Origin of the sequence: Serratia sp. PL17, assembly GCF_017832355.1 — a bacterium.
Classification (GTDB): Bacteria; Pseudomonadota; Gammaproteobacteria; order Enterobacterales; family Enterobacteriaceae; genus Serratia.
On record NZ_JAFIBY010000004.1, the window covers coordinates 41,617 to 62,986 of the forward strand.

Genomic DNA, 21,370 nt, shown 5'->3' on the forward strand with positions numbered 1-21,370 from the left:
CCTTATGGCCTCACCCTTCGGGCAACGCTGCGCGATGCTCGAACCTGAACGCAGGTTACTCGTCTCTTTCAGAGACTCGCCCTTCGGGCCAGCTCAAGCGCTGTTCAAAAGCGTATATGCTTTTGTCTCACCACAGGATTCGTGCGGTATGCGATATTCGAGTTTGGGAAAAGTGCTGAAGTACTTTGAGAAATGGTGGGTCGTGCGGGATTGATTCGGCCGTTGGCCTCACCCTTCGGGCAACGCTACGCGTTGTCGTATCGCTGCGCGATGCTCGAACCTGAACGCAGGTTACTCGTCTCTTTCAGAGACTCGCCCTTCGGGCCAGCGCAAGCGCTGTTCAAAAGCGTATATGCTTTTGTCTCACCACAGGATTCGTGCGTTATGCGATATTCGAGTTTGGGAAAAGTGCTGAAGTACTTTGAGAAATGGTGGGTCGTGCGGGATTGATTCGGCCGTTGGCCTCACCCTTCGGGCAACGCTGCGCGTTGTCGTATCGCTACGCGATGCTCGAACCTGAACGCAGGGTCTCACCCACACGATTCGTGCTTTATGCCAATCAAGGTTTTTTATAATAAGGGGGGTATTTCTTTAAGAATGGTGGGTCGTGCGGGATTCGAACCTGCGACCAATTGATTAAAAGTCAACTGCTCTACCAACTGAGCTAACGACCCACTGATGTGGTTTACTGCTGAACCGCGCAAGCAGGAGAAGGACTCGCTGCAATAATGGTGGGCCGTGCGGGATTCGAACCTGCGACCAATTGATTAAAAGTCAACTGCTCTACCAACTGAGCTAACGGCCCACTAACGTGGTTTACTGCTGAACAACCAATACAGACGCTAAGACTGTATTGCGGAAAAACGATGCGGGGTGGGGGACAATTCGAAAAACTCGATTTGGACCTTCTGTTTCACATCTCTACCAATCTGAAAATGGTGGGCCGTGCGGGATTCGAACCTGCGACCAATTGATTAAAAGTCAACTGCTCTACCAACTGAGCTAACGGCCCACAGCAGTGGTGGGTGATGACGGGCTCGAACCGCCGACCCCCTCCGTGTAAAGGAGATGCTCTACCAACTGAGCTAATCACCCACTAGTGTGGTTACTGCTACTACTTCAGAAATTGGTGGGTCGTGCGGGATTCGAACCTGCGACCAATTGATTAAAAGTCAACTGCTCTACCAACTGAGCTAACGACCCAATTTCCTTGCTGCTTTAACATCTTGCAAGATGTCTTGGCAACGGCGGCATATATTACTAATTTATCTTGGCAGCGCAACTTAAATTTTCGAACAAGTGGTTCAACTGCTTGTTCTTCACACGAATGAGCCCAGAAATCGGTCAAATCGACTAACTTCTGGGCTCATTTTTTTTGCTTGCTAACCGGCGACGCGACTTTTCGCCTGTTTGGCCGCAGCACTGGTTGGGTATTGTTTAATCACCTGCTGGAACACGGCTTTGGCTTTATCAGCCTGCCCTTTTTCCTGCATGATGATACCCACCTTGTACATTGCGTCCGGTGCCTTTGGTGATTTTCCGTAATTCTTCACCACGACCGCGTAATAGTAGGCCGCATCATCTTTCTTACCCTTATTGTAAAACAACTGGCCCAGCCAATAGTTGGCATTAGGCTGGTAAGTCGATTTTGGGTACTGTTTTACGAAGGTCTGAAAAGCGGAAATTGCCTGGTCATACTGCTTTTTTTCCAGCGCCAATGAAACAGCGGCATTATAGTCGCTGTTTTCATCGCCCGAGCTGGCGGGTGCTGCAGCTGTAGCGCCCGCAGACGCGCTCTCAGCGCCATCGGAAGATGCAGCCGCTGCTGCCCCACCCGCGGCACCTGCTGCGGCAGCAGAGCCCTGAGCGCCGCCCTGGCTGATGCTATCCATTTGTTGATAGATCTGCTTTTGGCGTTCAACAACCTGATTCAGTTGATATTGGTTTTCCTGGATTTGCCCGCGGAGAGAGTCAATATCACGCTGGTTGTCAGAGAGTTGTTGCTGGAGTTGGTTTAAAAGCTGGCCCTGAGCATTGCTGATGCGCTCAAGTGAGGTGACACGGTCTTCGACCGAGCCGGAGCCGACATTACTGATTGGCGCTTGGGCAGTAGCGGCCCATGGGACCGCTACGCCAACCAGTAACGACAGACTCAACAAGTGACGTCTGAAGTTACTGTTCATGCGATTCTCTTAGTAAACCAGAACTGCACGACGGTTTTTAGCATAAGCCGCTTCGTCGTGGCCCAGTACTGCTGGTTTTTCTTTACCGTAAGAAACGATAGAGATCTGGTCAGCAGAAACGCCTTTACCTTGCAGGTACATTTTCACTGAGTTAGCACGACGCTCACCCAGGGCAATGTTGTATTCCGGCGTGCCACGCTCATCCGCATGACCTTCTACGGTCACTTTGTAAGACGGGTTGTTACGCAGGAATGCAGCGTGCGCGTCCAGCATCTGAGCGAACTCAGAGCTCACGTCATACTTGTCCAGGCCGAAGTAAACAATGTTGTTCTTCTGCAGTTCTTGCATCTGCAGACGAGCTTGTTCTTCAGAAGACAGGTTGCTGCTGCCATTTTCTGTACCAGTGCCAGCGCCCATACCAGATTGGTCGTTGTTTGCGCTTTTGTTAGAACTACAAGCCGCTACAGCCAGAACTGGCAGTGCCAGCAGAAGCCCTTTCAGCACTTTGTTCAGTTGCATTTCTTTAATCCTTTTATAGTTTGCCATACATATTTACACATGCATCACAGATACGGCGACCAGGCAGGGAATTTGACCTGTCCATCAGTTGCCGGAAGACGCGCTTTGAAACGCCCATCAGTCGATACCAGTTGCAACACGGAGCCCATACCTTGCGTGGAGCTATAGATCACCATGGTGCCATTTGGCGCAATACTAGGCGTTTCGTCCAGGAAGGTGCCGGTTAAAACTTGAACGGCGCCCGATCCGAGATCTTGTTTGGCGATATGCTGAGCACCATTGTTGGAGCTCACCATCACCAGGAATTTACCATCAGAGCTGACTTCAGAATCCTGGTTCTGAGAGCCTTCCCATGTCAGACGCTGTGACGCACCGCCACTGGCACTGACTTTATAAATCTGTGGCCGGCCGCCCTGATCGGAGGTATAAGCCAGAGACTGGCCATCCGGGAACCAGGTCGGTTCGGTATTGTTGCTGCGCCCGTCGGTGATTTGGGTGATTTGGCCAGAGCCAAGGTTCATCACGTACAGGTTCAGGCTGCCGCTTTTAGACAGCGCAAAAGCCAGTCGGCTGCCGTCCGGTGAGAACGCAGGTGCACCGTTGTGACGCGGGAACGACGCGATCTGACGGATAGCACCGTTAGCCAGCGTCTGCACAACCAACGCTGAACGGCCGCTCTCAAAGGTCACGTACGCCAGCTTGCTGCCGTCCGGTGACCAGGCTGGGGACATCAGTGGTTCCGGTGAACGGTGTACCACAAACTGGTTGTAGCCGTCATAATCCGCGACGCGCAGCTCGTACGGGAATTTCCCGCCGTTGGTCTGCACCACGTAAGCGATACGGGTACGGAATGCACCTTTAATACCGGTCAACTTCTCAAACACTTCGTCACTGGCGGTGTGAGCAGAATAACGCAACCATTGCTTGGTCACTTTATACTGGTTCTGCGCCAGAACGGTGCCGGGTGAACCCGAGGTGTCCACCAGTTGATAAGAGATCAGGTAGCCGCCGTCTGCACCAGGTTGCACCTGGCCGACCACGACTGCGTCAATGCCCAATGCAGTCCATGCCGCCGGCGTCACTTCAGACGCGGTAGTAGGTTGCTGCGGCATACGCGCCACGTCAATTGGGTTGAATTTGCCGCTGTTGCGCAGGTCTGCGCCGACAATCTTGCCAATATCTTCTGGAGGCGTGCCTGGGCCCGCCCATTTAAACGGCACCACACCAATAGGACGAGCAGAGTCGACCCCTTGGGTGATTTCAATGCGAACTTCCGCGTGAAGAACGGATGCCCACAGAATCAAAAAACCTAACGCTACTCGAAATGCCTGCTTCATCTCATCTCCCTTATCCAGGCGGGATGCCTGCGATAAATTAGCAGAATTTTAACAAACCAACGCAAACAAAACTACATAATCCCTGTTGGTTACCTTAGTACATCCCTGCGGTATGACTTAGCTAAAACAACCATTATTGTGGCTTAAACGTAAGGGGAGCATTCTTAAACACCTCATAAACTGCCTGACTTGGCGGTTTCGGGATCTTCGCCTGTTTCGCAGCAGCTATTGCCGCCTGACACAGTGCTGGATCACCCCCTTCAGATTTAACATCAATCAACAGGCCGTCCGGTGCCAATTTGATCCGCAGGTCACACTTACGTCCTTTATACAAGTCTGCGTCGTAAAACTTGCTTTGAATGGCCGAAGTAATCTGCCCCAAATAGCCGTTGATCTCAGCACCACTGGCACCCGCAGTCTTGGCATTGCCCTGACCCGCCGGTTTACCGTCACCCTTCTGCTTGCCGCCGCCTTTCGGCGCGTTTTTGCCGTCCGCCAGACCACCGAACAAATCGTCAACTTCTGATGACTGTGCAGCGGCTGCAGCAGCTTTCTTCTTGGCATCTGCGGCTTTCTTGGCTGCGGCTTTCTCAGCAGCAGCCTTTTCGGCAGCAGCGGCTTTTTTCTCAGCTTCCGCGGCCGCTTTTTTCTCAGCCTTCTCGGCTTCTGCCGCAGCCTTCTTCTCGGCGTCAGCAGCAGCCTTTTTCTCCGCGGCTTCGGCAGCTTTTTGTTCTGCAGCCTCAGCAGCAGCTTTCTTCGCCTCTTCCGCCTGTTTCTTGGCGGCTGCGGCAGCAGCGGCTTCTTTCTTGGCTTCAGACTCGGCTTTCTTCTGTGCGTCCGCCTGCGCTTTAGCGACTTTATCCGCTTCAGCCTTGGCCTTCGCAGCGGCCGCTTCCGCTACTTTCTGTTGTTCTTTGGCTTTCGCCGCGGCGTTCTCGGCCACTTTTTGCTGTTCAGCTGCCTGCTTTTGTTGCTCTGCGGCCTGTTTTTGCTGTTCAGCCTGTGCTTTGGCGTCCTGGGCCGCTTTTTCCTGCGCGCTCAAACGCTCTTTCTCCAGCTCTTTCAGGCGTTGCTGTTCCGCCGCCTGCTTCTGCTGAAGTTCTTCGGCCTGCTGTTCCGCTTTTTTCTGGCGCTGCTTTTCAGCACGCTGCGCGTCGTTACTCTGCTGTTGTTGGCGGTTGTACTGCTCCACCACTGCCCCGGGATCGACCATCACCGCACCGACGACCGAACCGTCGCCGCCACCGCCGGCACTCATTTCGACGTTTTCTTGCAGCGATCCCCAAATCAGCAGGGCAATCAATACAAAGTGCAGAACGACCGAAACAATAACGGCGCGGTTCAGCTTATCGTTTTGCTCAGTTGCCTTTACCAAAATAGATTCCCAAAAACTGGCATTGCTTATACGGGGTTCCTGCGCCGCAGCACAGGAACCGGGTTGCCACTGACCTCAGGGTCAGATCGGCTGGGTCATCAGCCCTACAGAAGTGACGCCCGCCTGATGGAGAATATTCAATGCCTTGATAATCTCATCATACGGAACTTCCTTTGCCCCACCGATCAAAAAGACCGTTTTAGGGTTAGCCGCTAAACGCGACTTGGCTTCGGCAGCAACCTGCTCCGGCGGCAATAACTCCATGCGATCGTGATCTACCACTAACGTGTATTGACCCACACCGGAAACCTCAAGGATTACCGGCGGGTTATCGCTACTGGACACCGCTTTAGAATCGGTGGCGTCTGGCAGATCAACCTCAACACTCTGCGTGATAATCGGCGCCGTTGCCATAAAGATCAGCAACAGCACCAGCAACACGTCGAGCAACGGAACTATGTTAATTTCGGACTTCAGCTCGCGCCGATTACGTCCACGAACTCTCGCCATGCTACCTCCTACTTATTTGCTGTCGCTGGAGAAGGCCTGACGATGCAGAATAGCGGTGAACTCTTCCATAAAGTTGTCGTAATTCTGCTCAAGCTTGTTGACGCGCTGGTTGAGGCGGTTATAGGCCATAACAGCCGGAATAGCGGCGAACAAACCGATAGCCGTTGCGATCAGTGCTTCAGCGATACCCGGCGCTACCATTTGCAGCGTGGCCTGTTTAACCGCGCCCAGTGCGATAAAGGCATGCATAATCCCCCACACGGTACCGAACAGGCCGATATATGGACTGATCGAACCTACCGTGCCAAGGAAAGGAATGTGGGTTTCCAGCGTTTCCAGTTCGCGGTTCATCGAGATACGCATCGCACGCGACGCCCCTTCGATCACCGATTCCGGCGCATGGTTGTTAGCACGATGCAAACGCGCGAACTCTTTGAAACCAGAGTGGAAAATTTGTTCGGAACCCGTCAGGCTATCGCGACGTGCCTGGCTTTCCTGGTACAAACGGGAAAGCTCAATACCGGACCAGAATTTGTCTTCAAAGGCTTCGGCGTCACGCGTAGCCGCATTCAAAATGCGGGTGCGCTGAATGATGATCGCCCAGGAGGCCACTGAGAAGCATATCAAAATCAACATGATAAGCTTAACCAGCAGGCTTGCCTTCAAGAATAAATCTAGGATGTTCATCTCATTCACTGCTTAAACTCCGCGACAATAGACTTAGGAAGCGCTATCGGCTTCATTTGGTGTGGATCAATGCATGCAATCAACACATCGGCCTGACTCAAAAGAGTTCCGTCAGAATTGACAATACGTTGAGCAAACGTAAGAGAAGCCCCGCGCATCGAGGTGATTTCACTCTGAACTTCCAACTGGTCATCAAGACGTGCGGGAAGCAGATAATCTACCGTCATGCGCCGGACAGCGAAGGCGACATTTTCACTGAGCAGCTGCTGTTGATGAAAGTTATGATGACGCAGCATCTCAGTGCGCGCTCTTTCAAAAAAAGCCACATAGCGGGCGTGATAGACAACACCACTGGCATCGGTATCTTCGTAGTAAACGCGAACCGGCCATCGAAACAACGTATTACTCACTCTACTTCCCAGCAATGCAATTTAACGGTGCTACTATACGCAAGACGGATCGGGTTGGGAATGGGTTACAAGATGGGAACGAAAATAATTATGGGCCGCGATGGCCCATAACTTGGGGGTATAGCGGAGATTATAAAGAAACGTAAAGTAATCCTGCGGCCAGGATCACAATTGCCGGAAGTGGCGCAAAAAAAGCACGCCACAAAGTGCGTTGCGGTCGGAACCCGACGCCATGAACCACCCCGGCGCACACTGCCCAAATAAGCAGCAGGCCTTCCCAAATCTCCAGCGAGCTGGTCTTCGCCGCAAAGCGGGTCGGATCCCAGAAAATACAGCCCGCCAAAATCAACGCCAGCACCAGTGAAAGGGCCCTGACAGGGCCCTTATCAGTGATAGCGTACAGCTTGTCAGTCAATGACGAACTCATTACTTACCGTCTTGCTGTGCTTTTGAATCTTCGTGATGCTCAAGCGCCAGCGCCGTGATGATACCGAAGGCACAGGCAAGAAGCGTTCCGAGAATCCAGGCAAAATACCACATGGTTTAGCTCCCTATCCTTAATACAGCGAATGCTTGTTGTTCTCGACGAAGTTTTTGTCGAGACGGCCGAACATTTTGTAGTACGACCAGCTGGTGTACCCCAGAACGATAGGCACGAAGATCGCCGCGACAACGGTCATCACTTCCAGCGTCAACAAGCTGGAGGTGGCATCCCACATCGTCAGGCTGATGTTAGGCACCGTGCTTGATGGCATCACGAACGGGAACATGGTTACCCCGGCGGTCAGGATCACACAGGCAATGGTCAATGACGACGTCACGAACGCCAGCGCGTCTTTCGACAAGCGAGAGAACAGAATCGTGAACAACGGCAGCACCACGCCCAAGGCAGGCAGTGCCCACAGCAGCGGATACTTGTTGAAGTTGATCAACCAGGCACCGGCCTGATGAGCCACTTCTTTGCGCATCGGGTTAGACTCTGCCATGGTGTCCAGCGCCGAGGTAATCACATAACCATCGATGCCTTTTACCAGCCAAATGCCACCTAACAGGAAGAATACCGCCATCACCAGCGTGGAGATCTGCGCCGCAGCGCGAGCACGCAGGTGAATCTCACCGGTTGTACGCATCTGCAGGTAAGTTGCCCCCTGCGTCACCAGCATGGTCAAACTGACCACACCCGCCAACAGACCAAACGGATTCAGCAGTTGGAAGAAGTTGCCGGTGTAGAACAGACGCATGTATTCGTCCATGTGGAAAGGTACGCCCTGCAGCAGGTTACCGAATGCCACGCCGAACACCACCGCCGGCACGAAGCTGCCGATGAAGATGCCCCAGTCCCACATGTTACGCCAGCGGCTGCTTTCCAGCTTCGAACGGTAGTCAAAACCGACCGGGCGGAAGAACAAGGCAGACAGCACCAGGATCATAGCAACATAGAAACCGGAGAACGCCGCCGCATAGACCATTGGCCAGGCAGCAAACAACGCACCACCGGCAGTGATCAGCCACACCTGGTTACCGTCCCAGTGCGGTGCGATGGAGTTGATCATCACACGGCGCTCAGTATCGGTTTTACCGATAATGCGCACCAGGATACCGACACCCATGTCGAAACCGTCGGTGACGGCGAAACCGATCAGCAGTACGCCAATCAGGACCCACCAGATAAATCGCAGTACTTCATAATCAAACATACGTGGACTCCTGTTTAGCGCGCTTCCTGCACGGCGGCAGTCGGTTGTTCAAAGTGGTAGCGGCCAGTTTTCAGGCTGCTTGGACCCAGACGTGCAAATTTGAACATCAGGTACATTTCAGCCACCAGGAACAGGGTGTACAAGCCGCAAATCAGCCCCATCGAGAACAGAATGTCGCCCGCAGTCAGTGAAGAGTTCGCAACCGCAGTCGGTAGCACCTCACCAATTGCCCAAGGCTGACGACCGTACTCAGCCACGAACCAGCCGGCTTCGATCGCAATCCAGGGTAATGGCAAGCCGTACAGCGCCGCACGATGCAGCCACTTCTTCTGGCCAATGCGGCCGCGAAGGACGCTCCAGAACGACAGACCGATGATCAACAGCATCAGCACGCCACAGGCCACCATGATACGGAAGGCGAAGTACAGTGGTGCTACGCGTGGAATGGAGTCTTTGGTTGCCTGTTGGATCTGCGTTTCCGTCGCGTCGGTGACGTTCTGGGTATAACGCTTCAGCAGTAAACCGTAGCCCAAATCCTGTTTGGCTTTATTGAACTCAGCACGTACTGCCGGGTCGGTATTGCCGCTGCGCAGCTCTTCCAGCAACTGGTAGGCTTTCATACCGTTGCGGATACGGACTTCATGCTGCGCCATCAGATCTTTCAGGCCGGTGACCTGGGTATCTGTTGAGCGGGTGGCAATCAGGCCAAGCGCATAAGGAATTTGGATAGAGTAGGAGTTTTCCATTTTATCCTGATTCGGAATACCGAACAGGGTAAAGGAAGCCGGGGCCGGTTGAGTGTCCCACTCGGCTTCAATAGCAGCCAGTTTGGTTTTCTGCACGTCGCCCATTTCGTAACCGGATTCATCACCCAGTACGATAACAGACAGCACGGCAGCCATGCCGAAGCTGGCAGCAATAGCGAAAGAGCGCTTGGCAAAGGCAGTATCACGGCCTTTCAGCAGGTAGTAAGAACTGATACCCAGAACGAACATCGCGCCACAGGTATAGCCGGCAGCCACGGTGTGTACAAACTTCACTTGCGCAACGGGGTTGAGTACCAGTTCGGAGAAGCTGAGCATCTCCATACGCATGGTTTCGAAGTTGAAATCCGAGGCAATTGGGTTCTGCATCCAACCGTTGGCAACCAGGATCCACAGCGCAGAGAAGTTTGAGCCTAATGCAACGAGCCAGGTAACGGCCATGTGCTGCACCTTGCCCAGACGATCCCAGCCGAAGAAGAACAGGCCGACCAGCGTCGATTCAAGGAAGAACGCCATCAGACCTTCGATGGCCAGAGGGGCACCGAAAATATCACCGACGTAATGTGAGAAATATGACCAGTTAGTCCCGAACTGGAACTCCATGGTCAAACCGGTGGCCACACCCAGAGCAAAGTTAATTGCAAATAACTTGCCCCAGAATTTGGTCATATCTTTATAGATTTGCTTGCCTGACAGTACATATACCGTTTCCATAATTGCCAGCAAAAACGCCATACCTAGCGTTAATGGGACAAATAAGAAATGGTACATCGCCGTTAAAGCAAACTGTAAGCGCGACAGTTCGACAATATCAAACATCTTGACTCCTTGCTCCTCGCAGGAAGACTCCGACATGCGGTTATCGATATGACTTCGGGTGAAGCTACCGGTAACGCCCCGCAGTGAATGCCCTTAAACACAACAAAAATTTGATCCAGCTTCTCCGCTTTCAACCATGCATTCGACGCAGGCCACACCGGCCAATGTACTAAACACACCACTGAAAACCGACAACGGGTAACAAATGCAACAAGATCAACCATCCATTTTCATCATGGATGATACTCGCCCAATCCCACACAATAAATAGGTTTTTACGTGATATGGGTTAGACTTTTGGTTACAGGTCAAATTCTGGCCTAAAGAGGTATTCAGACGTAATTTGATCTGAAACAATTTAAGCCTATCTGCATTTTATTTCCAGATTCAGCTCACAATTTCTCATAATTATCTTGTGGTTATGTTACACAATGGTTTCGTAGTCTATCTACGTGCCTTTTGTGTTAAATAGATGTGATATTTAATGGTTATTTGTATTTAAATCGAAGTGGCCCTGTGACTAATGTTAGCTTTTATTAACCTACTCTCAGGACAAGCTTAGCTTATTTTTTTGCTCTGATAATTTCTGGCAATAAAAAAGAAAAATTATTGATTAAAACGGTCAGCATATACACCCACCGCCTATCCTCTTTCCGCCACGAAATGGCTCTCCGCAGGTGCCTGACGCCCGGTACACAGGATATAGGTTAACGCTCCCGCCGAGGGCAGGCAAAAAAACAGGGCCAGACAAAAAGTCTGGCCCTGTTTAAATATGGGTTACTTCAGGCGGTTAATTAGCGATTCAGAACCGCTTTTACTGCCTCACCGATATCAGCCAGGCTGCGTACGGTTTTAACCCCTGCCGCTTCCAGCGCCGCAAACTTCTCGTCTGCCGTGCCTTTACCGCCGGCAATGATGGCACCAGCATGGCCCATACGTTTGCCTTTAGGCGCGGTAACACCCGCGATATAGCCAACCACTGGCTTGGTCACGTGGTCTTTGATGTAAGCGGCGGCTTCTTCTTCCGCGCTGCCACCGATTTCACCGATCATCACGATCGCTTCGGTTTGCGGATCTTCCTGGAACAGCTTGAGGATATCGATGAAGTTGGAGCCCGGGATCGGGTCACCACCGATGCCCACACAGGTAGACTGACCCAGACCGGTATCCGTGGTTTGTTTCACCGCTTCATAGGTCAGGGTACCAGAGCGGGAAACGATACCCACTTTACCCGGCAGGTGGATGTGGCCAGGCATGATGCCGATTTTGCACTCGCCTGGGGTGATAACACCTGGGCAGTTAGGGCCGATCATGCGCACGCCGGCTTCGTCCAGCTTCACTTTCACGGTCAGCATATCCAGCGTTGGGATACCTTCGGTGATGGTGATGATCAGTTTGATGCCTGCATCGATAGCTTCCAGAATGGAATCTTTGCAGAATGGCGCCGGTACGTAGATCACGGACGCTGTGGCGCCAGTCGCTTCTACGGCTTCACGCACAGTGTTAAACACGGGCAGGCCCAGGTGCTGAGTGCCACCTTTGCCCGGCGTAACGCCGCCGACCATTTTGGTGCCGTAAGCGATAGCTTGCTCAGAGTGGAAAGTCCCCTGGCTACCGGTGAAGCCCTGGCAAATTACTTTGGTGTTCTTATCGATTAAAATGGACATTATTTGCTCCCCACTGCCGCAACAACTTGCTGAGCCGCATCAGTCAGGCTGGTCGCAGCAATGATATTCAGACCGCTGTCCGCCAGTTTCTTGGCGCCCAGCTCGGCGTTATTCCCTTCCAGACGCACAACCACCGGGACGTTAACGCCCACTTCGGCGACTGCGCCAATGATACCGTCGGCGATCAGGTCGCAACGCACGATACCACCGAAAATGTTAACCAGAACGGCTTTCACCTTGTCGTCAGACAGGATGATTTTGAATGCTTCGGTCACGCGCTCTTTGGTTGCACCGCCGCCCACATCGAGGAAGTTAGCAGGTTCGCCGCCGTGCAGTTTAACGATGTCCATGGTACCCATCGCCAGGCCTGCGCCGTTAACCATGCAACCGATGTTGCCGTCGAGAGCAACGTAGTTCAGCTCCCACTGAGCCGCACGGGATTCACGCTCATCTTCCTGAGAAAGGTCGCGCATTTCACGCAGCTCTGGCTGACGGAACAATGCGTTGCCGTCGGCGCCCAGTTTACCGTCCAGGCAGATCAGATCGCCCTGCTTGGTGACGACCAACGGGTTGATCTCAACCATGGCCAGGTCACGCTCCAGGAACAAGGTCGCCAGACCCATGAAGATCTTGGCGAACTGGCCAACTTGCTTGCCAGTCAGGCCCAGTTTGAAGGCCAACTCACGACCCTGGTAAGGCTGCGGGCCTGCCAGTGGATCGATAGTCATTTTGTGGATCAGCTCCGGCGTTTCTTCCGCAACTTTCTCGATCTCAACGCCACCTTCGGTGGATGCCATAAACACCACGCGACGGCTTGCACGGTCTACTACCGCACCCAGGTACAGCTCTTTATCGATATCGGTCGCGGCTTCTACCAGGATCTGGTGAACCGGCTGACCCAGCGCGTCAGTCTGGTAAGTCACCAGACGTTTGCCCAACCAGGCTTCAGCAAAAGCACGGATATCTTCTTTGCTGTTTACGACTTTAACGCCGCCAGCTTTACCGCGGCCGCCAGCATGAACCTGACATTTAACCACCCACGGGCCGGAGCCGATTTTGGATGCGGCTTCTTCCGCTTCACGCGGTGTGGTACAGGCATAACCGGTTGGTGCCGGCATACCATACCGAGCAAACAGCTGTTTTGCCTGATATTCGTGTAAATTCATGATGTTCTATCCATTCAGTTCTGAAGGTTTTAGCCGAGCCATTTTGGCGGAAAACCGCATGACTTTAATCGGCCACATAGCACAGAGTGTGGACGCGGCGTACCCGCCATACTTGAAGCTGCAACTTTGTTGGCTGCCTTCTCTCACCCCAGTCACATAGTTCGCTATGTTCCTGGGGATTCGTTCCGTTGCCGCCGCGATGCAACTTCAATTATTTAAGGTCGCGCGCCCATCAGGGTTACTAAACGTCCAGCAGCAGACGAGCCGGATCTTCCAGCATCTCTTTGACCGTCACCAGGTAACCCACGGATTCTTTACCGTCGATCAGGCGGTGGTCATAGGACAGTGCCAGATACATCATTGGCTGAATCACAACCTGGCCTTTAACCGCCATTGGGCGATCTTTAATGGCGTGCATGCCCAGGATGGCGCTTTGCGGTGGGTTGATGATCGGGGTAGACATCAGTGAACCGAATACGCCGCCGTTGGTAATGGTGAAATTACCGCCCGTCAGCTCTTCCACAGTCAATTTGCCATCACGGCCTTTGACTGCCAGTTCTTTGATTTTCTTCTCGATGTCCGCCATGCTCATGCTGTCTACATCGCGCAGCACTGGGGTCACCAGGCCACGTGGGGTAGATACTGCAATGCTGATATCGAAATAGTTGTGGTACACCACATCGGTGCCGTCGATAGACGCATTCACTTCCGGGAAGCGTTTCAGCGCTTCAACCACGGCCTTGATGTAGAAGGACATGAAGCCCAGACGTACACCGTGACGTTTTTCGAAGGCTTCACCGTACTGCTTGCGCATGTCCATGATCGGCTGCATGTTGATTTCGTTGAAGGTCGTCAGCATCGCAGTGCTGTTCTTCGCTTCCAACAGGCGCTCGGCTACGCGCTTGCGCAGGCGGGTCATAGGTACACGCTTCTCGCTGCGACCGCTCAGAGCAGGCTGCGGAGCGGCCTCAACGGCAGCTGGCTTATCGCCTTTCTTGCCGTTAGCCAGATGTGCTTCCACATCTTCGCGGGTGATACGGCCACCCACACCGCTACCTTTGATGGCAGCAGCATCAAGATCGTGCTCGGCAATCAGGCGGCGGATCGCCGGGCTGAGTGCGTCGTTGCTTTCTTCTTCCAGGCTGGCGGTTGCGCGCTGAGCTGGAGTGGCTTCTTTAGCCTGGCTCTTCTCTTCGGTCGGCTTGCCTGAACTGTTGCCCGGGCGAATACGGCCGAGGATCTGGCGAGAAAGCACGGTTGCGCCCTCTTCTTCCACGATCGCATCGAGGATCCCTGCTTCGCTGGCCGGTACTTCCAGCACAACTTTATCAGTTTCGATTTCAACCAGAACTTCGTCACGCTGGACGCTGTCACCTGGTTTCTTGTGCCAGGTGGCTACGGTCGCATCTGCAACCGATTCAGGAAGGTCAGGAACCAGAATATCTACGCTACTCATTTGCTTTCCCTTAATCTTTAATCAATATTCAGCGCGTCATTAACCAGAGCCTGCTGCTGCTTCTGGTGTACGGACATATAACCGACTGCCGGAGAGGCAGAGGCTGGACGTCCGGCGTAACGTAAAGAAGCCCCGAACGGCACGACTTCACGGAAATTATGTTGGCTACAGTACCAGGCACCCTGGTTCAGCGGCTCTTCTTGACACCAGACGAAATCATGCACGTGAGCATATTTCTCCAGCACCGCCTGAAGGGCCTGATGCGGGAACGGGTACAGTTGCTCAATACGTACGATGGCCACGTCTTTCTGGTCGTTTTTGCGACGCTGTTCCAGCAGATCGTAATAGACCTTACCGGAGCAAAGCACCACGCGTTTGACCGCTTTCGGATCCAGATCGTCGATCTCACCAATCGCCGGCATGAAGGTGCCGTTAGCCAGCTCATCCAGAGAAGAGGTCGCCAGTGGGTGACGCAGCAGAGATTTCGGTGACATCACCACCAGCGGACGGCGCATACCGCGCAGCGCCTGACGACGCAGCATGTGGTAAACCTGGGCCGGGGTGGATGGGATGCACACCTGCATATTCTGCTCAGCACACAGTTGCAGGTAACGTTCCAGACGCGCAGATGAGTGCTCTGGGCCCTGGCCTTCGTAACCGTGCGGCAGCAGCATCACCAGACCACACATACGGCCCCATTTCTGCTCGCCGGAACTGATGAACTGGTCGATGACCACCTGGGCGCCGTTAGCGAAGTCACCGAACTGCGCTTCCCAAATCGTCAAGGTGCGTGGTTCTGCGGTGGCATAGCCATATTCGAACGCCAGAACGGCCTCTTCAGACAGTACGGAGTCCCAAACTTTGAACTCGCCCTGCCCGCTGTGGACATTGGCCAGCGGCACGTAGACCGAGCCATTTTTCTGGTTATGCACCACCGCATGACGGTGGAAGAAGGTACCGCGACCGGCATCTTCACCGGAAAGGCGGATTGGAATGCCTTCGTCAACCAAAGTAGCGTAAGCCAGCGTTTCCGCTGCGCCCCAGTCGAACGCTTTACTACCTGCTGCCATCTCTGCGCGGTCACCGTAGATTTTCGCTACGCGTGATTGCATTTCGATCGCTTCCGGCACGGTGCTGATGCGACGGGCCAGTTCCTGCAGGCGCTTCATTTCAACTTTGCTTGGGTACTCTTCGTCCCATTCATGGTTGAGGTACGGCGACCAGGTAAAGGAGTGCAGGTTCATCGGACGCCATTCTTCAACCACGCAGTCACCGCGGTCGAGCGCATCACGATACAGGTTGACCATTTCCGTGGCATCTTCCAGCGTGGCGACTTTTTGTTCAGTCAGCACGTCAGCATAAAGCTTGCGCGGCGTAGGGTGTTTTTTGATCTTCTGGTACATCACCGGCTGGGTTGCACTTGGCTCATCGGCCTCGTTATGCCCGTGGCGACGGTAGCAGACCAGATCGATCATCACGTCACGTTTGAAGGTGTTACGGAAATCCAACGCCAGACGGGTAACAAAGGCCACCGCTTCAGGATCGTCAGCATTCACGTGGAAGATCGGCGCCTGCACCATCTTGGCAATGTCGGTACAATATTCGGTTGAACGCGCATCCAACGGGTTGGAGGTGGTGAAACCAACCTGGTTGTTAATCACGATACGAACCGTACCACCCACTTCATAGCCGCGAGCCTGAGACATGTTCAGCGTTTCCTGAACTACGCCCTGGCCAGTAATGGCGGCATCACCGTGGATGGTGATTGGCAGTACCATATTGCTGCGCGCTTCATCCAAACGGTCACGACGAGCACGTACAGACCCCATAACCACTGGGCTGACGATCTCCAGGTGCGAAGGGTTAAACGCCAGCGCCAGGTGAACCATGCCGCCTTCGGTTTCTACGTCGGAAGAGAAGCCTTGGTGATATTTCACGTCACCGGTACCGAGGTGTTCTTTGTGCTTGCCGGCAAACTCGTCGAACAGGTCGGCAGGTTTTTTACCCAGCACGTTGATCAGCACGTTCAGACGGCCGCGGTGGGCCATGCCCAATACCACTTCGCGCGTGCCATTCTTACCGGCGTGACGCACCATCTCTTTCAGCATCGGCACCAGCGCATCGCCGCCTTCCAGCGAGAAGCGCTTCGCACCCGGGAACTTGGCACCCAGGTAGCGTTCCAGACCTTCCGCAGCGGTCAGCTCGTTCAGGAAACGGCGTTTCTCGTCGTTGGTAAAGCTAGCGTGACCCACGACCGATTCGATACGCTGCTGGATCCAGCGTTTCTCTTCGGTATTGGTGATGTGCATGTATTCAGCACCGATCGAACCGCAGTAGGTCTGCTTCAGCGCAGCATACAGGTCGCCCAGTTTCATGGTTTCTTTGCCGATGGCGAAAGAACCCACGTTGAAGGTTTCCTGGAAGTCGGCTTCGGTCAGGTTATGGTAGCCAGGCTCAAGGTCAGGAACTTGCTCCCGCTGCCATAGACCGAGCGGATCGAGGTTGGCATGCTGATGTCCGCGGAAACGGAAGGCGTTAATCAGCTGCAGTACCTTGACCTGTTTGGCGTCGGTGTCTGGATCGTTGATGGTGGTGTTATAACGCGCAGAGTCTTTCGCCAGGCGGCGGAAGTAGTCACGCGTTTGAGAGTGAAGCTGATCGGGTTTTACACCCGCGGTTGGTAGCTGTTGAAAAATGGAACGCCAGCTATCTTCAACGGAGCCCGGATCGGTTAAGAAGTCTTCATAGAGCTGTTCTATGTAAGACTGGTTCGCGCCCGCCAGATAGGAGGAATCCAGCCAGGCCTTCATTGCGCCGTTCTGCATCATGATCCCTTAAGCTTTGAAGCTTTAGTTTTCGCCGTGGTTAACATAATTACCGTGATGGATACGGTTTGCCGTAGAAACGGTTCACTCGACGTACTTTTACGGTACGTTCTGCTATGGACCTCGCGGTCCCTTACAAGGAACCTCTAAAAACCGGCGGGCGAACCAGGCTGCATGTTGCCACAACCACTGGTCAGTTTTTAGAGGCTCCCTCCTTTGCGATGTGCGCCGGAAACTGCCCGGCGCAGCATCTCATTCCACTTATGCGCCGCGTTGCAGCAACATAGACTTGATATGACCGATAGCACGCGTCGGATTCAAGCCTTTAGGGCATACACTGACACAATTCATAATGCTATGGCAGCGGAAAACACTGAAAGCGTCGTCCAGATCGTCTAAACGTTCTTCCGTTTCCGTATCACGGCTGTCGATCAGGAAGCGATACGCCGCCAACAGGCCAGCCGGGCCAACGAATTTGTCAGGGTTCCACCAGAACGATGGGCAAGACGTCGAGCAACATGCACACAGAATGCACTCGTAAAGACCATCCAGCTTGGCGCGTTGCTCCGGCGATTGCAGGTGCTCACGCGCCGGTGGGTTCTTGCCGTCGTTCTGCAGGTAAGGCTTGATCTTTTCATACTGGGTGTAGAACTGACCCATATCAACGACCAGATCGCGCACGACCGGCAAACCTGGCAGCGGACGAATCACAATCTTGTTATTGCCTTTACGCAACGACGAGACCGGTGTGATACATGCCAGACCGTTTTTACCGTTCATGTTGAGGCCATCGGAACCACAGACCCCTTCACGACAAGAGCGGCGGAACGACAGGGTCGGATCTTTCTCTTTCAGCTGGATCAAGGCATCCAGCAACATCATGTCGCGACCTTCTTCCGCTTCCAGGCTGTAGTCCTGCATATGCGGAGCGTCGTCAACATCCGGATTGTAGCGATAAATTGAAAATTCGAGTTTCATCAATCGATCTCCGCAATTAGTAAGAACGCACTTTCGGCGGGAATGCCGGGCGCAGCTTCGGTTGCATGTTCACTTCACGACGCGTCATGCTTTCCGATTGCGGCTGATACAGCGAATGACACAGCCAGTTGGCATCGTCACGTTCTGGGAAGTCGAAGCGGCTATGTGCACCACGGCTCTCAGTACGGAAGTTGGCCGACACGGCGGTGGAATACGCAGTCTCCATCAGGTTATCCAACTCCAGGCATTCAATGCGTTGGGTGTTGAACTCGCTGGAGGTATCATCCAGACGTGCATTCTTCAGACGTTCACGGATCTCTTTCAGCTCTTCCAGGCCTTTCGCCATCGCATCACCTTCACGGAATACCGAGAAGTTGTGCTGCATACAGGCTTGCAGTGCCTTACGGATTTCAACCGGATCTTCACCTGAACGGGTATTGTTCCAGCGGTTCAGACGATCGAGTGACGCTTCCACATCAGATTCACTGGCATCACGGCTTGCGCCCTGCTCTGCCATCGACTCCTGCAGATGCATACCGGCAGCACGACCGAACACCACCAGGTCCAGCAACGAGTTGCCACCCAGACGGTTAGCGCCATGCACGGATACGCAGGCAATTTCGCCAACGGCGAACAGGCCCGGGATCACAACATCTTCGCCTTTCTCGTTCACAGTCAGTGCCTGGCCAGTCACTTTGGTCGGAATACCGCCCATCATGTAGTGACAGGTTGGAATAACGGGAATAGGTTCTTTCACTGGATCGACGTGAGCGAAAGTACGCGACAGTTCCAGAATACCCGGCAGGCGGGATTCCAGAACTTCTTTGCCCAGGTGATCCAACTTCAGTTTGACGTGCGGGCCCCACGGACCGTCACAACCACGGCCTTCGCGGATTTCAATCATGATCGAACGAGCAACCACGTCGCGACCAGCCAGGTCTTTAGCGTTCGGCGCATAGCGCTCCATGAAACGCTCGCCGTGTTTATTCAGCAGATAACCGCCTTCGCCACGGCAACCTTCGGTCACCAAGACACCCGCGCCAGCGATGCCGGTCGGGTGGAACTGCCACATTTCCATGTCCTGCACGGGCACGCCGGCACGAATTGCCATGCCAACACCGTCACCGGTATTGATATGTGCGTTAGTGGTGGACTGGTAAATACGGCCTGCGCCGCCGGTTGCCAACACGGTAGCTTTGGCTTTGAAGTACACCACTTCACCGGTTTCAATGCAGATAGCCGTGGTACCGACGACCGCACCATCCTGGTTTTTCACCAGATCCAGCGCGTACCACTCGGAGAAGATAGTGGTGTGGTTTTTCAGGTTCTGTTGATACAGGGTATGCAGCAACGCGTGACCGGTACGGTCAGCTGCCGCCGCAGTGCGGGCCGCCTGCTCGCCACCGAAGTTCAGTGACTGGCCGCCGAATGGACGCTGATAGATGCGGCCATCATCCGTACGAGAAAACGGCAGCCCCATATGTTCCAGTTCCAGAACGGCTTCAGGGCCGGTTTTACACATATATTCAATGGCGTCTTGGTCACCGATATAATCTGAGCCTTTCACCGTGTCATACATATGCCATTCCCAGTTATCTTCGTGGTTGTTACCCAGGGCTACGGTAATACCCCCCTGAGCAGACACGGTATGGGAACGGGTCGGGAAGACTTTTGACAGCAAGGCGCAAGTAGAGCCCGCTTGAGAAATTTGCAGTGCCGCGCGCATACCTGCGCCGCCTGCACCGATAACGACAGCATCAAACTCTCTGACCGGCAGTTTCATTTTACGCACCCCACACTACGATTGTTCCGTACAGTAAATAGACCAGCAACACGACAATAACCGCCAGTTGCAACACCAGACGCACCGCGACGGGTTTGACATAGTCTGTCAGTACCTGCCACAAACCGACCCAGGCGTGAACCAGAATCGACAGCAGCGTCAGTACAGTGAACACTTTCGTAATAGAGGTGGCGAAGAAACCGCGCCAGATTTCGTAGGTGAGATCCGGGGCCGTGACGAAGAAGCCCAGGATATACAGTACATACAGGGTGATGACGATAGCGGAAGCACGCAGTAACAACCAGTCGTGTACGCCGTTGCGTCCTAATGCAGAAACATTGTTTACCATACGAGGACTCCAGCCAGAACTGACAGCACGACGGTCAGACCGATCGCCACCTGGGCAGAACGGGTACCGGCGGCTAAACTCTCTTCGATATAGCCAAAATCCATTAACAAATGGCGAATGCCACCGCAAATGTGATAGGCCAGCGCAGTGAGGATGCCCCAGAATATGAATTTGACAACGAAGCTATTCATGATGGCAGCAGCCTGCATGAAACCCTCTTGGGAAGAGAGAGACAGGCCCAGCAGCCAGAGGAGGATACCCACGGCAACGAAGGTAATTACGCCAGAGACTCGATGTAAGATGGACGCTATCGCAGTTACGGGAAACCGGATCGTTTGCAGATCCAGGTTGACAGGTCTTTGTTTTTTCACGTTTTTGCCCACACAGCTCTTATTATTTTCCTTCCTCCGGCCTGGGCGGGGATCAGACAGCGTTAAGAGCCAAAACCCTCACACGTCACGCGCTCAAACAACAACATCCTGTGTGCTTAAACGGCGCGTAGTTATAACGCTGGGTGCTCCTACTTCAGGGTATCCCGGAGACCTGGCGGCAGTATAGGAGGATCACATTCTGATTACAATTCCCATACAATCCCTTTGGTAACATTTCCCCCGAACAGTGATTTAGATCACGGATTTCACAATTGGCACAAAATTAATTATCTGATTTGACAAGAGATCAACAATTCCATTACATATAGGGGCACAAACGGCCCTATGACGCGCTATAGGTCAGCAGATACACTTCCCCCAGTGTTCAAGATATGCAACAGTGTATTTGGCGGAACCTATCCCAATGGCGGTTTTTGCCGTTCATATTTGCAGCACATTGCCGCAGACATAATT

The 21,370-nt window shown here is 53.5% G+C and carries 19 protein-coding genes, 5 tRNA genes and 2 other RNA genes; all 26 read right to left on the reverse strand.

Going from position 1 to position 21,370, the window contains the following annotated elements:
* Nucleotides 1–193: 193 nt before the first annotated feature.
* A non-coding RNA gene (locus tag JOE25_RS14355) (RtT sRNA) lies at nucleotides 194–316 on the reverse strand.
* Between the two features lie 113 nt (nucleotides 317–429).
* A non-coding RNA gene (locus tag JOE25_RS14360) (RtT sRNA) lies at nucleotides 430–554 on the reverse strand.
* A gap of 44 nt (nucleotides 555–598) precedes the next feature.
* Nucleotides 599–674: transfer RNA gene (locus JOE25_RS14365), tRNA-Lys, on the reverse strand.
* 55 nt (nucleotides 675–729) lie between these two features.
* Nucleotides 730–805, reverse strand: a tRNA-Lys gene (locus JOE25_RS14370).
* 131 nt (nucleotides 806–936) lie between these two features.
* A tRNA-Lys gene (locus JOE25_RS14375) sits at nucleotides 937–1,012 on the reverse strand.
* 7 nt (nucleotides 1,013–1,019) lie between these two features.
* Nucleotides 1,020–1,095 (reverse strand) — tRNA-Val (locus tag JOE25_RS14380).
* A gap of 32 nt (nucleotides 1,096–1,127) precedes the next feature.
* Nucleotides 1,128–1,203, reverse strand: a tRNA-Lys gene (locus JOE25_RS14385).
* A gap of 179 nt (nucleotides 1,204–1,382) precedes the next feature.
* Nucleotides 1,383–2,183: a cell division protein CpoB gene (gene cpoB, locus JOE25_RS14390; RefSeq protein WP_209636237.1), complete on the reverse strand. Its 801-nt coding sequence runs from the start codon at nucleotides 2,181–2,183 to the stop codon at nucleotides 1,383–1,385.
* 9 nt (nucleotides 2,184–2,192) lie between these two features.
* The gene (pal, locus tag JOE25_RS14395; RefSeq protein ID WP_037418161.1) at nucleotides 2,193–2,702 is read right to left on the reverse strand and encodes a peptidoglycan-associated lipoprotein Pal; all 510 of its coding nucleotides are present in this window, start codon (nucleotides 2,700–2,702) and stop codon (nucleotides 2,193–2,195) included.
* 44 nt (nucleotides 2,703–2,746) lie between these two features.
* Entirely contained in the window at nucleotides 2,747–4,039 is a 1,293-nt protein-coding gene (gene tolB, locus JOE25_RS14400) for a Tol-Pal system beta propeller repeat protein TolB (protein WP_020825685.1), read from the reverse strand.
* A 133-nt stretch (nucleotides 4,040–4,172) separates the two neighbouring features.
* Nucleotides 4,173–5,414: a cell envelope integrity protein TolA gene (tolA, locus tag JOE25_RS14405; RefSeq protein WP_209636246.1), complete on the reverse strand. Its 1,242-nt coding sequence runs from the start codon at nucleotides 5,412–5,414 to the stop codon at nucleotides 4,173–4,175.
* An 81-nt stretch (nucleotides 5,415–5,495) separates the two neighbouring features.
* Nucleotides 5,496–5,924, reverse strand: a complete 429-nt coding sequence (gene tolR / locus JOE25_RS14410; RefSeq protein ID WP_037418155.1) for a colicin uptake protein TolR — start codon at nucleotides 5,922–5,924, stop codon at nucleotides 5,496–5,498.
* A gap of 12 nt (nucleotides 5,925–5,936) precedes the next feature.
* The gene (gene tolQ, locus JOE25_RS14415) at nucleotides 5,937–6,620 is read right to left on the reverse strand and encodes a Tol-Pal system protein TolQ (RefSeq protein ID WP_209636248.1); all 684 of its coding nucleotides are present in this window, start codon (nucleotides 6,618–6,620) and stop codon (nucleotides 5,937–5,939) included.
* Nucleotides 6,617–7,021, reverse strand: a complete 405-nt coding sequence (gene ybgC / locus JOE25_RS14420) for a tol-pal system-associated acyl-CoA thioesterase (protein ID WP_012005710.1) — start codon at nucleotides 7,019–7,021, stop codon at nucleotides 6,617–6,619. The genes tolQ and ybgC overlap by 4 nt, the downstream gene beginning before the upstream one ends.
* Nucleotides 7,022–7,151: 130 nt before the next feature.
* Nucleotides 7,152–7,448: a cyd operon protein YbgE gene (gene ybgE / locus JOE25_RS14425; protein ID WP_209636250.1), complete on the reverse strand. Its 297-nt coding sequence runs from the start codon at nucleotides 7,446–7,448 to the stop codon at nucleotides 7,152–7,154.
* Nucleotides 7,448–7,561, reverse strand: a complete 114-nt coding sequence (gene cydX, locus JOE25_RS14430; RefSeq protein ID WP_004949761.1) for a cytochrome bd-I oxidase subunit CydX — start codon at nucleotides 7,559–7,561, stop codon at nucleotides 7,448–7,450. The genes ybgE and cydX overlap by 1 nt, the downstream gene beginning before the upstream one ends.
* Nucleotides 7,562–7,578: 17 nt before the next feature.
* Entirely contained in the window at nucleotides 7,579–8,718 is a 1,140-nt protein-coding gene (cydB, locus tag JOE25_RS14435; protein WP_209636252.1) for a cytochrome d ubiquinol oxidase subunit II, read from the reverse strand.
* Nucleotides 8,719–8,732: 14 nt separating this feature from the next.
* Nucleotides 8,733–10,301, reverse strand: a complete 1,569-nt coding sequence (gene cydA, locus JOE25_RS14440; RefSeq protein WP_209636254.1) for a cytochrome ubiquinol oxidase subunit I — start codon at nucleotides 10,299–10,301, stop codon at nucleotides 8,733–8,735.
* Nucleotides 10,302–11,095: 794 nt separating this feature from the next.
* Nucleotides 11,096–11,968 carry a succinate--CoA ligase subunit alpha gene (gene sucD / locus JOE25_RS14445; RefSeq protein ID WP_209636256.1) on the reverse strand — a complete coding sequence of 291 codons (873 nt, stop codon included), beginning with the start codon at nucleotides 11,966–11,968 and terminating at the stop codon, nucleotides 11,096–11,098.
* Nucleotides 11,968–13,134: an ADP-forming succinate--CoA ligase subunit beta gene (sucC, locus tag JOE25_RS14450; RefSeq protein ID WP_012005704.1), complete on the reverse strand. Its 1,167-nt coding sequence runs from the start codon at nucleotides 13,132–13,134 to the stop codon at nucleotides 11,968–11,970. Before sucC ends, sucD begins: the two co-directional genes overlap by 1 nt.
* Nucleotides 13,135–13,375: 241 nt before the next feature.
* The gene (gene odhB, locus JOE25_RS14455) at nucleotides 13,376–14,590 is read right to left on the reverse strand and encodes a 2-oxoglutarate dehydrogenase complex dihydrolipoyllysine-residue succinyltransferase (RefSeq protein ID WP_209636258.1); all 1,215 of its coding nucleotides are present in this window, start codon (nucleotides 14,588–14,590) and stop codon (nucleotides 13,376–13,378) included.
* A 17-nt stretch (nucleotides 14,591–14,607) separates the two neighbouring features.
* Complete coding sequence (sucA, locus tag JOE25_RS14460) at nucleotides 14,608–17,415, reverse strand: 2-oxoglutarate dehydrogenase E1 component (RefSeq protein WP_209636260.1); 2,808 nt, start codon at nucleotides 17,413–17,415, stop codon at nucleotides 14,608–14,610.
* A gap of 261 nt (nucleotides 17,416–17,676) precedes the next feature.
* On the reverse strand, nucleotides 17,677–18,393 hold the full coding sequence (locus tag JOE25_RS14465) for a succinate dehydrogenase iron-sulfur subunit (RefSeq protein ID WP_209636262.1): 717 nt from the start codon (nucleotides 18,391–18,393) through the stop codon (nucleotides 17,677–17,679).
* 16 nt (nucleotides 18,394–18,409) lie between these two features.
* Nucleotides 18,410–20,176 carry a succinate dehydrogenase flavoprotein subunit gene (sdhA, locus tag JOE25_RS14470; protein WP_209636264.1) on the reverse strand — a complete coding sequence of 589 codons (1,767 nt, stop codon included), beginning with the start codon at nucleotides 20,174–20,176 and terminating at the stop codon, nucleotides 18,410–18,412.
* Between the two features lies 1 nt (nucleotide 20,177).
* Complete coding sequence (gene sdhD, locus JOE25_RS14475; RefSeq protein ID WP_209636266.1) at nucleotides 20,178–20,525, reverse strand: succinate dehydrogenase membrane anchor subunit; 348 nt, start codon at nucleotides 20,523–20,525, stop codon at nucleotides 20,178–20,180.
* On the reverse strand, nucleotides 20,519–20,908 hold the full coding sequence (gene sdhC, locus JOE25_RS14480) for a succinate dehydrogenase cytochrome b556 subunit (protein ID WP_020825671.1): 390 nt from the start codon (nucleotides 20,906–20,908) through the stop codon (nucleotides 20,519–20,521). Before sdhC ends, sdhD begins: the two co-directional genes overlap by 7 nt.
* Nucleotides 20,909–21,370: the final 462 nt, after the last annotated feature.

Excerpts from the sequence above, each read along its gene's own strand:
- cpoB (WP_209636237.1), bottom strand. The coding sequence starts at position 2,183 with ATGAACAGTAACTTCAGACGTCACTTGTTGAGTCTGTCGTTACTGGTT.
- pal (WP_037418161.1), bottom strand. The coding sequence starts at position 2,702 with ATGCAACTGAACAAAGTGCTGAAAGGGCTTCTGCTGGCACTGCCAGTT.
- tolB (WP_020825685.1), bottom strand. The coding sequence starts at position 4,039 with ATGAAGCAGGCATTTCGAGTAGCGTTAGGTTTTTTGATTCTGTGGGCA.
- tolR (WP_037418155.1), bottom strand. The coding sequence starts at position 5,924 with ATGGCGAGAGTTCGTGGACGTAATCGGCGCGAGCTGAAGTCCGAAATT.
- ybgE (WP_209636250.1), bottom strand. The coding sequence starts at position 7,448 with ATGAGTTCGTCATTGACTGACAAGCTGTACGCTATCACTGATAAGGGC.
- cydX (WP_004949761.1), bottom strand. The coding sequence starts at position 7,561 with ATGTGGTATTTTGCCTGGATTCTCGGAACGCTTCTTGCCTGTGCCTTC.
- cydB (WP_209636252.1), bottom strand. The coding sequence starts at position 8,718 with ATGTTTGATTATGAAGTACTGCGATTTATCTGGTGGGTCCTGATTGGC.
- cydA (WP_209636254.1), bottom strand. The coding sequence starts at position 10,301 with ATGTTTGATATTGTCGAACTGTCGCGCTTACAGTTTGCTTTAACGGCG.
- sucD (WP_209636256.1), bottom strand. The coding sequence starts at position 11,968 with ATGTCCATTTTAATCGATAAGAACACCAAAGTAATTTGCCAGGGCTTC.
- sucC (WP_012005704.1), bottom strand. The coding sequence starts at position 13,134 with ATGAATTTACACGAATATCAGGCAAAACAGCTGTTTGCTCGGTATGGT.
- odhB (WP_209636258.1), bottom strand. The coding sequence starts at position 14,590 with ATGAGTAGCGTAGATATTCTGGTTCCTGACCTTCCTGAATCGGTTGCA.
- sucA (WP_209636260.1), bottom strand. The coding sequence starts at position 17,415 with ATGCAGAACGGCGCAATGAAGGCCTGGCTGGATTCCTCCTATCTGGCG.
- JOE25_RS14465 (WP_209636262.1), bottom strand. The coding sequence starts at position 18,393 with ATGAAACTCGAATTTTCAATTTATCGCTACAATCCGGATGTTGACGAC.
- sdhA (WP_209636264.1), bottom strand. The coding sequence starts at position 20,176 with ATGAAACTGCCGGTCAGAGAGTTTGATGCTGTCGTTATCGGTGCAGGC.
- sdhD (WP_209636266.1), bottom strand. The coding sequence starts at position 20,525 with ATGGTAAACAATGTTTCTGCATTAGGACGCAACGGCGTACACGACTGG.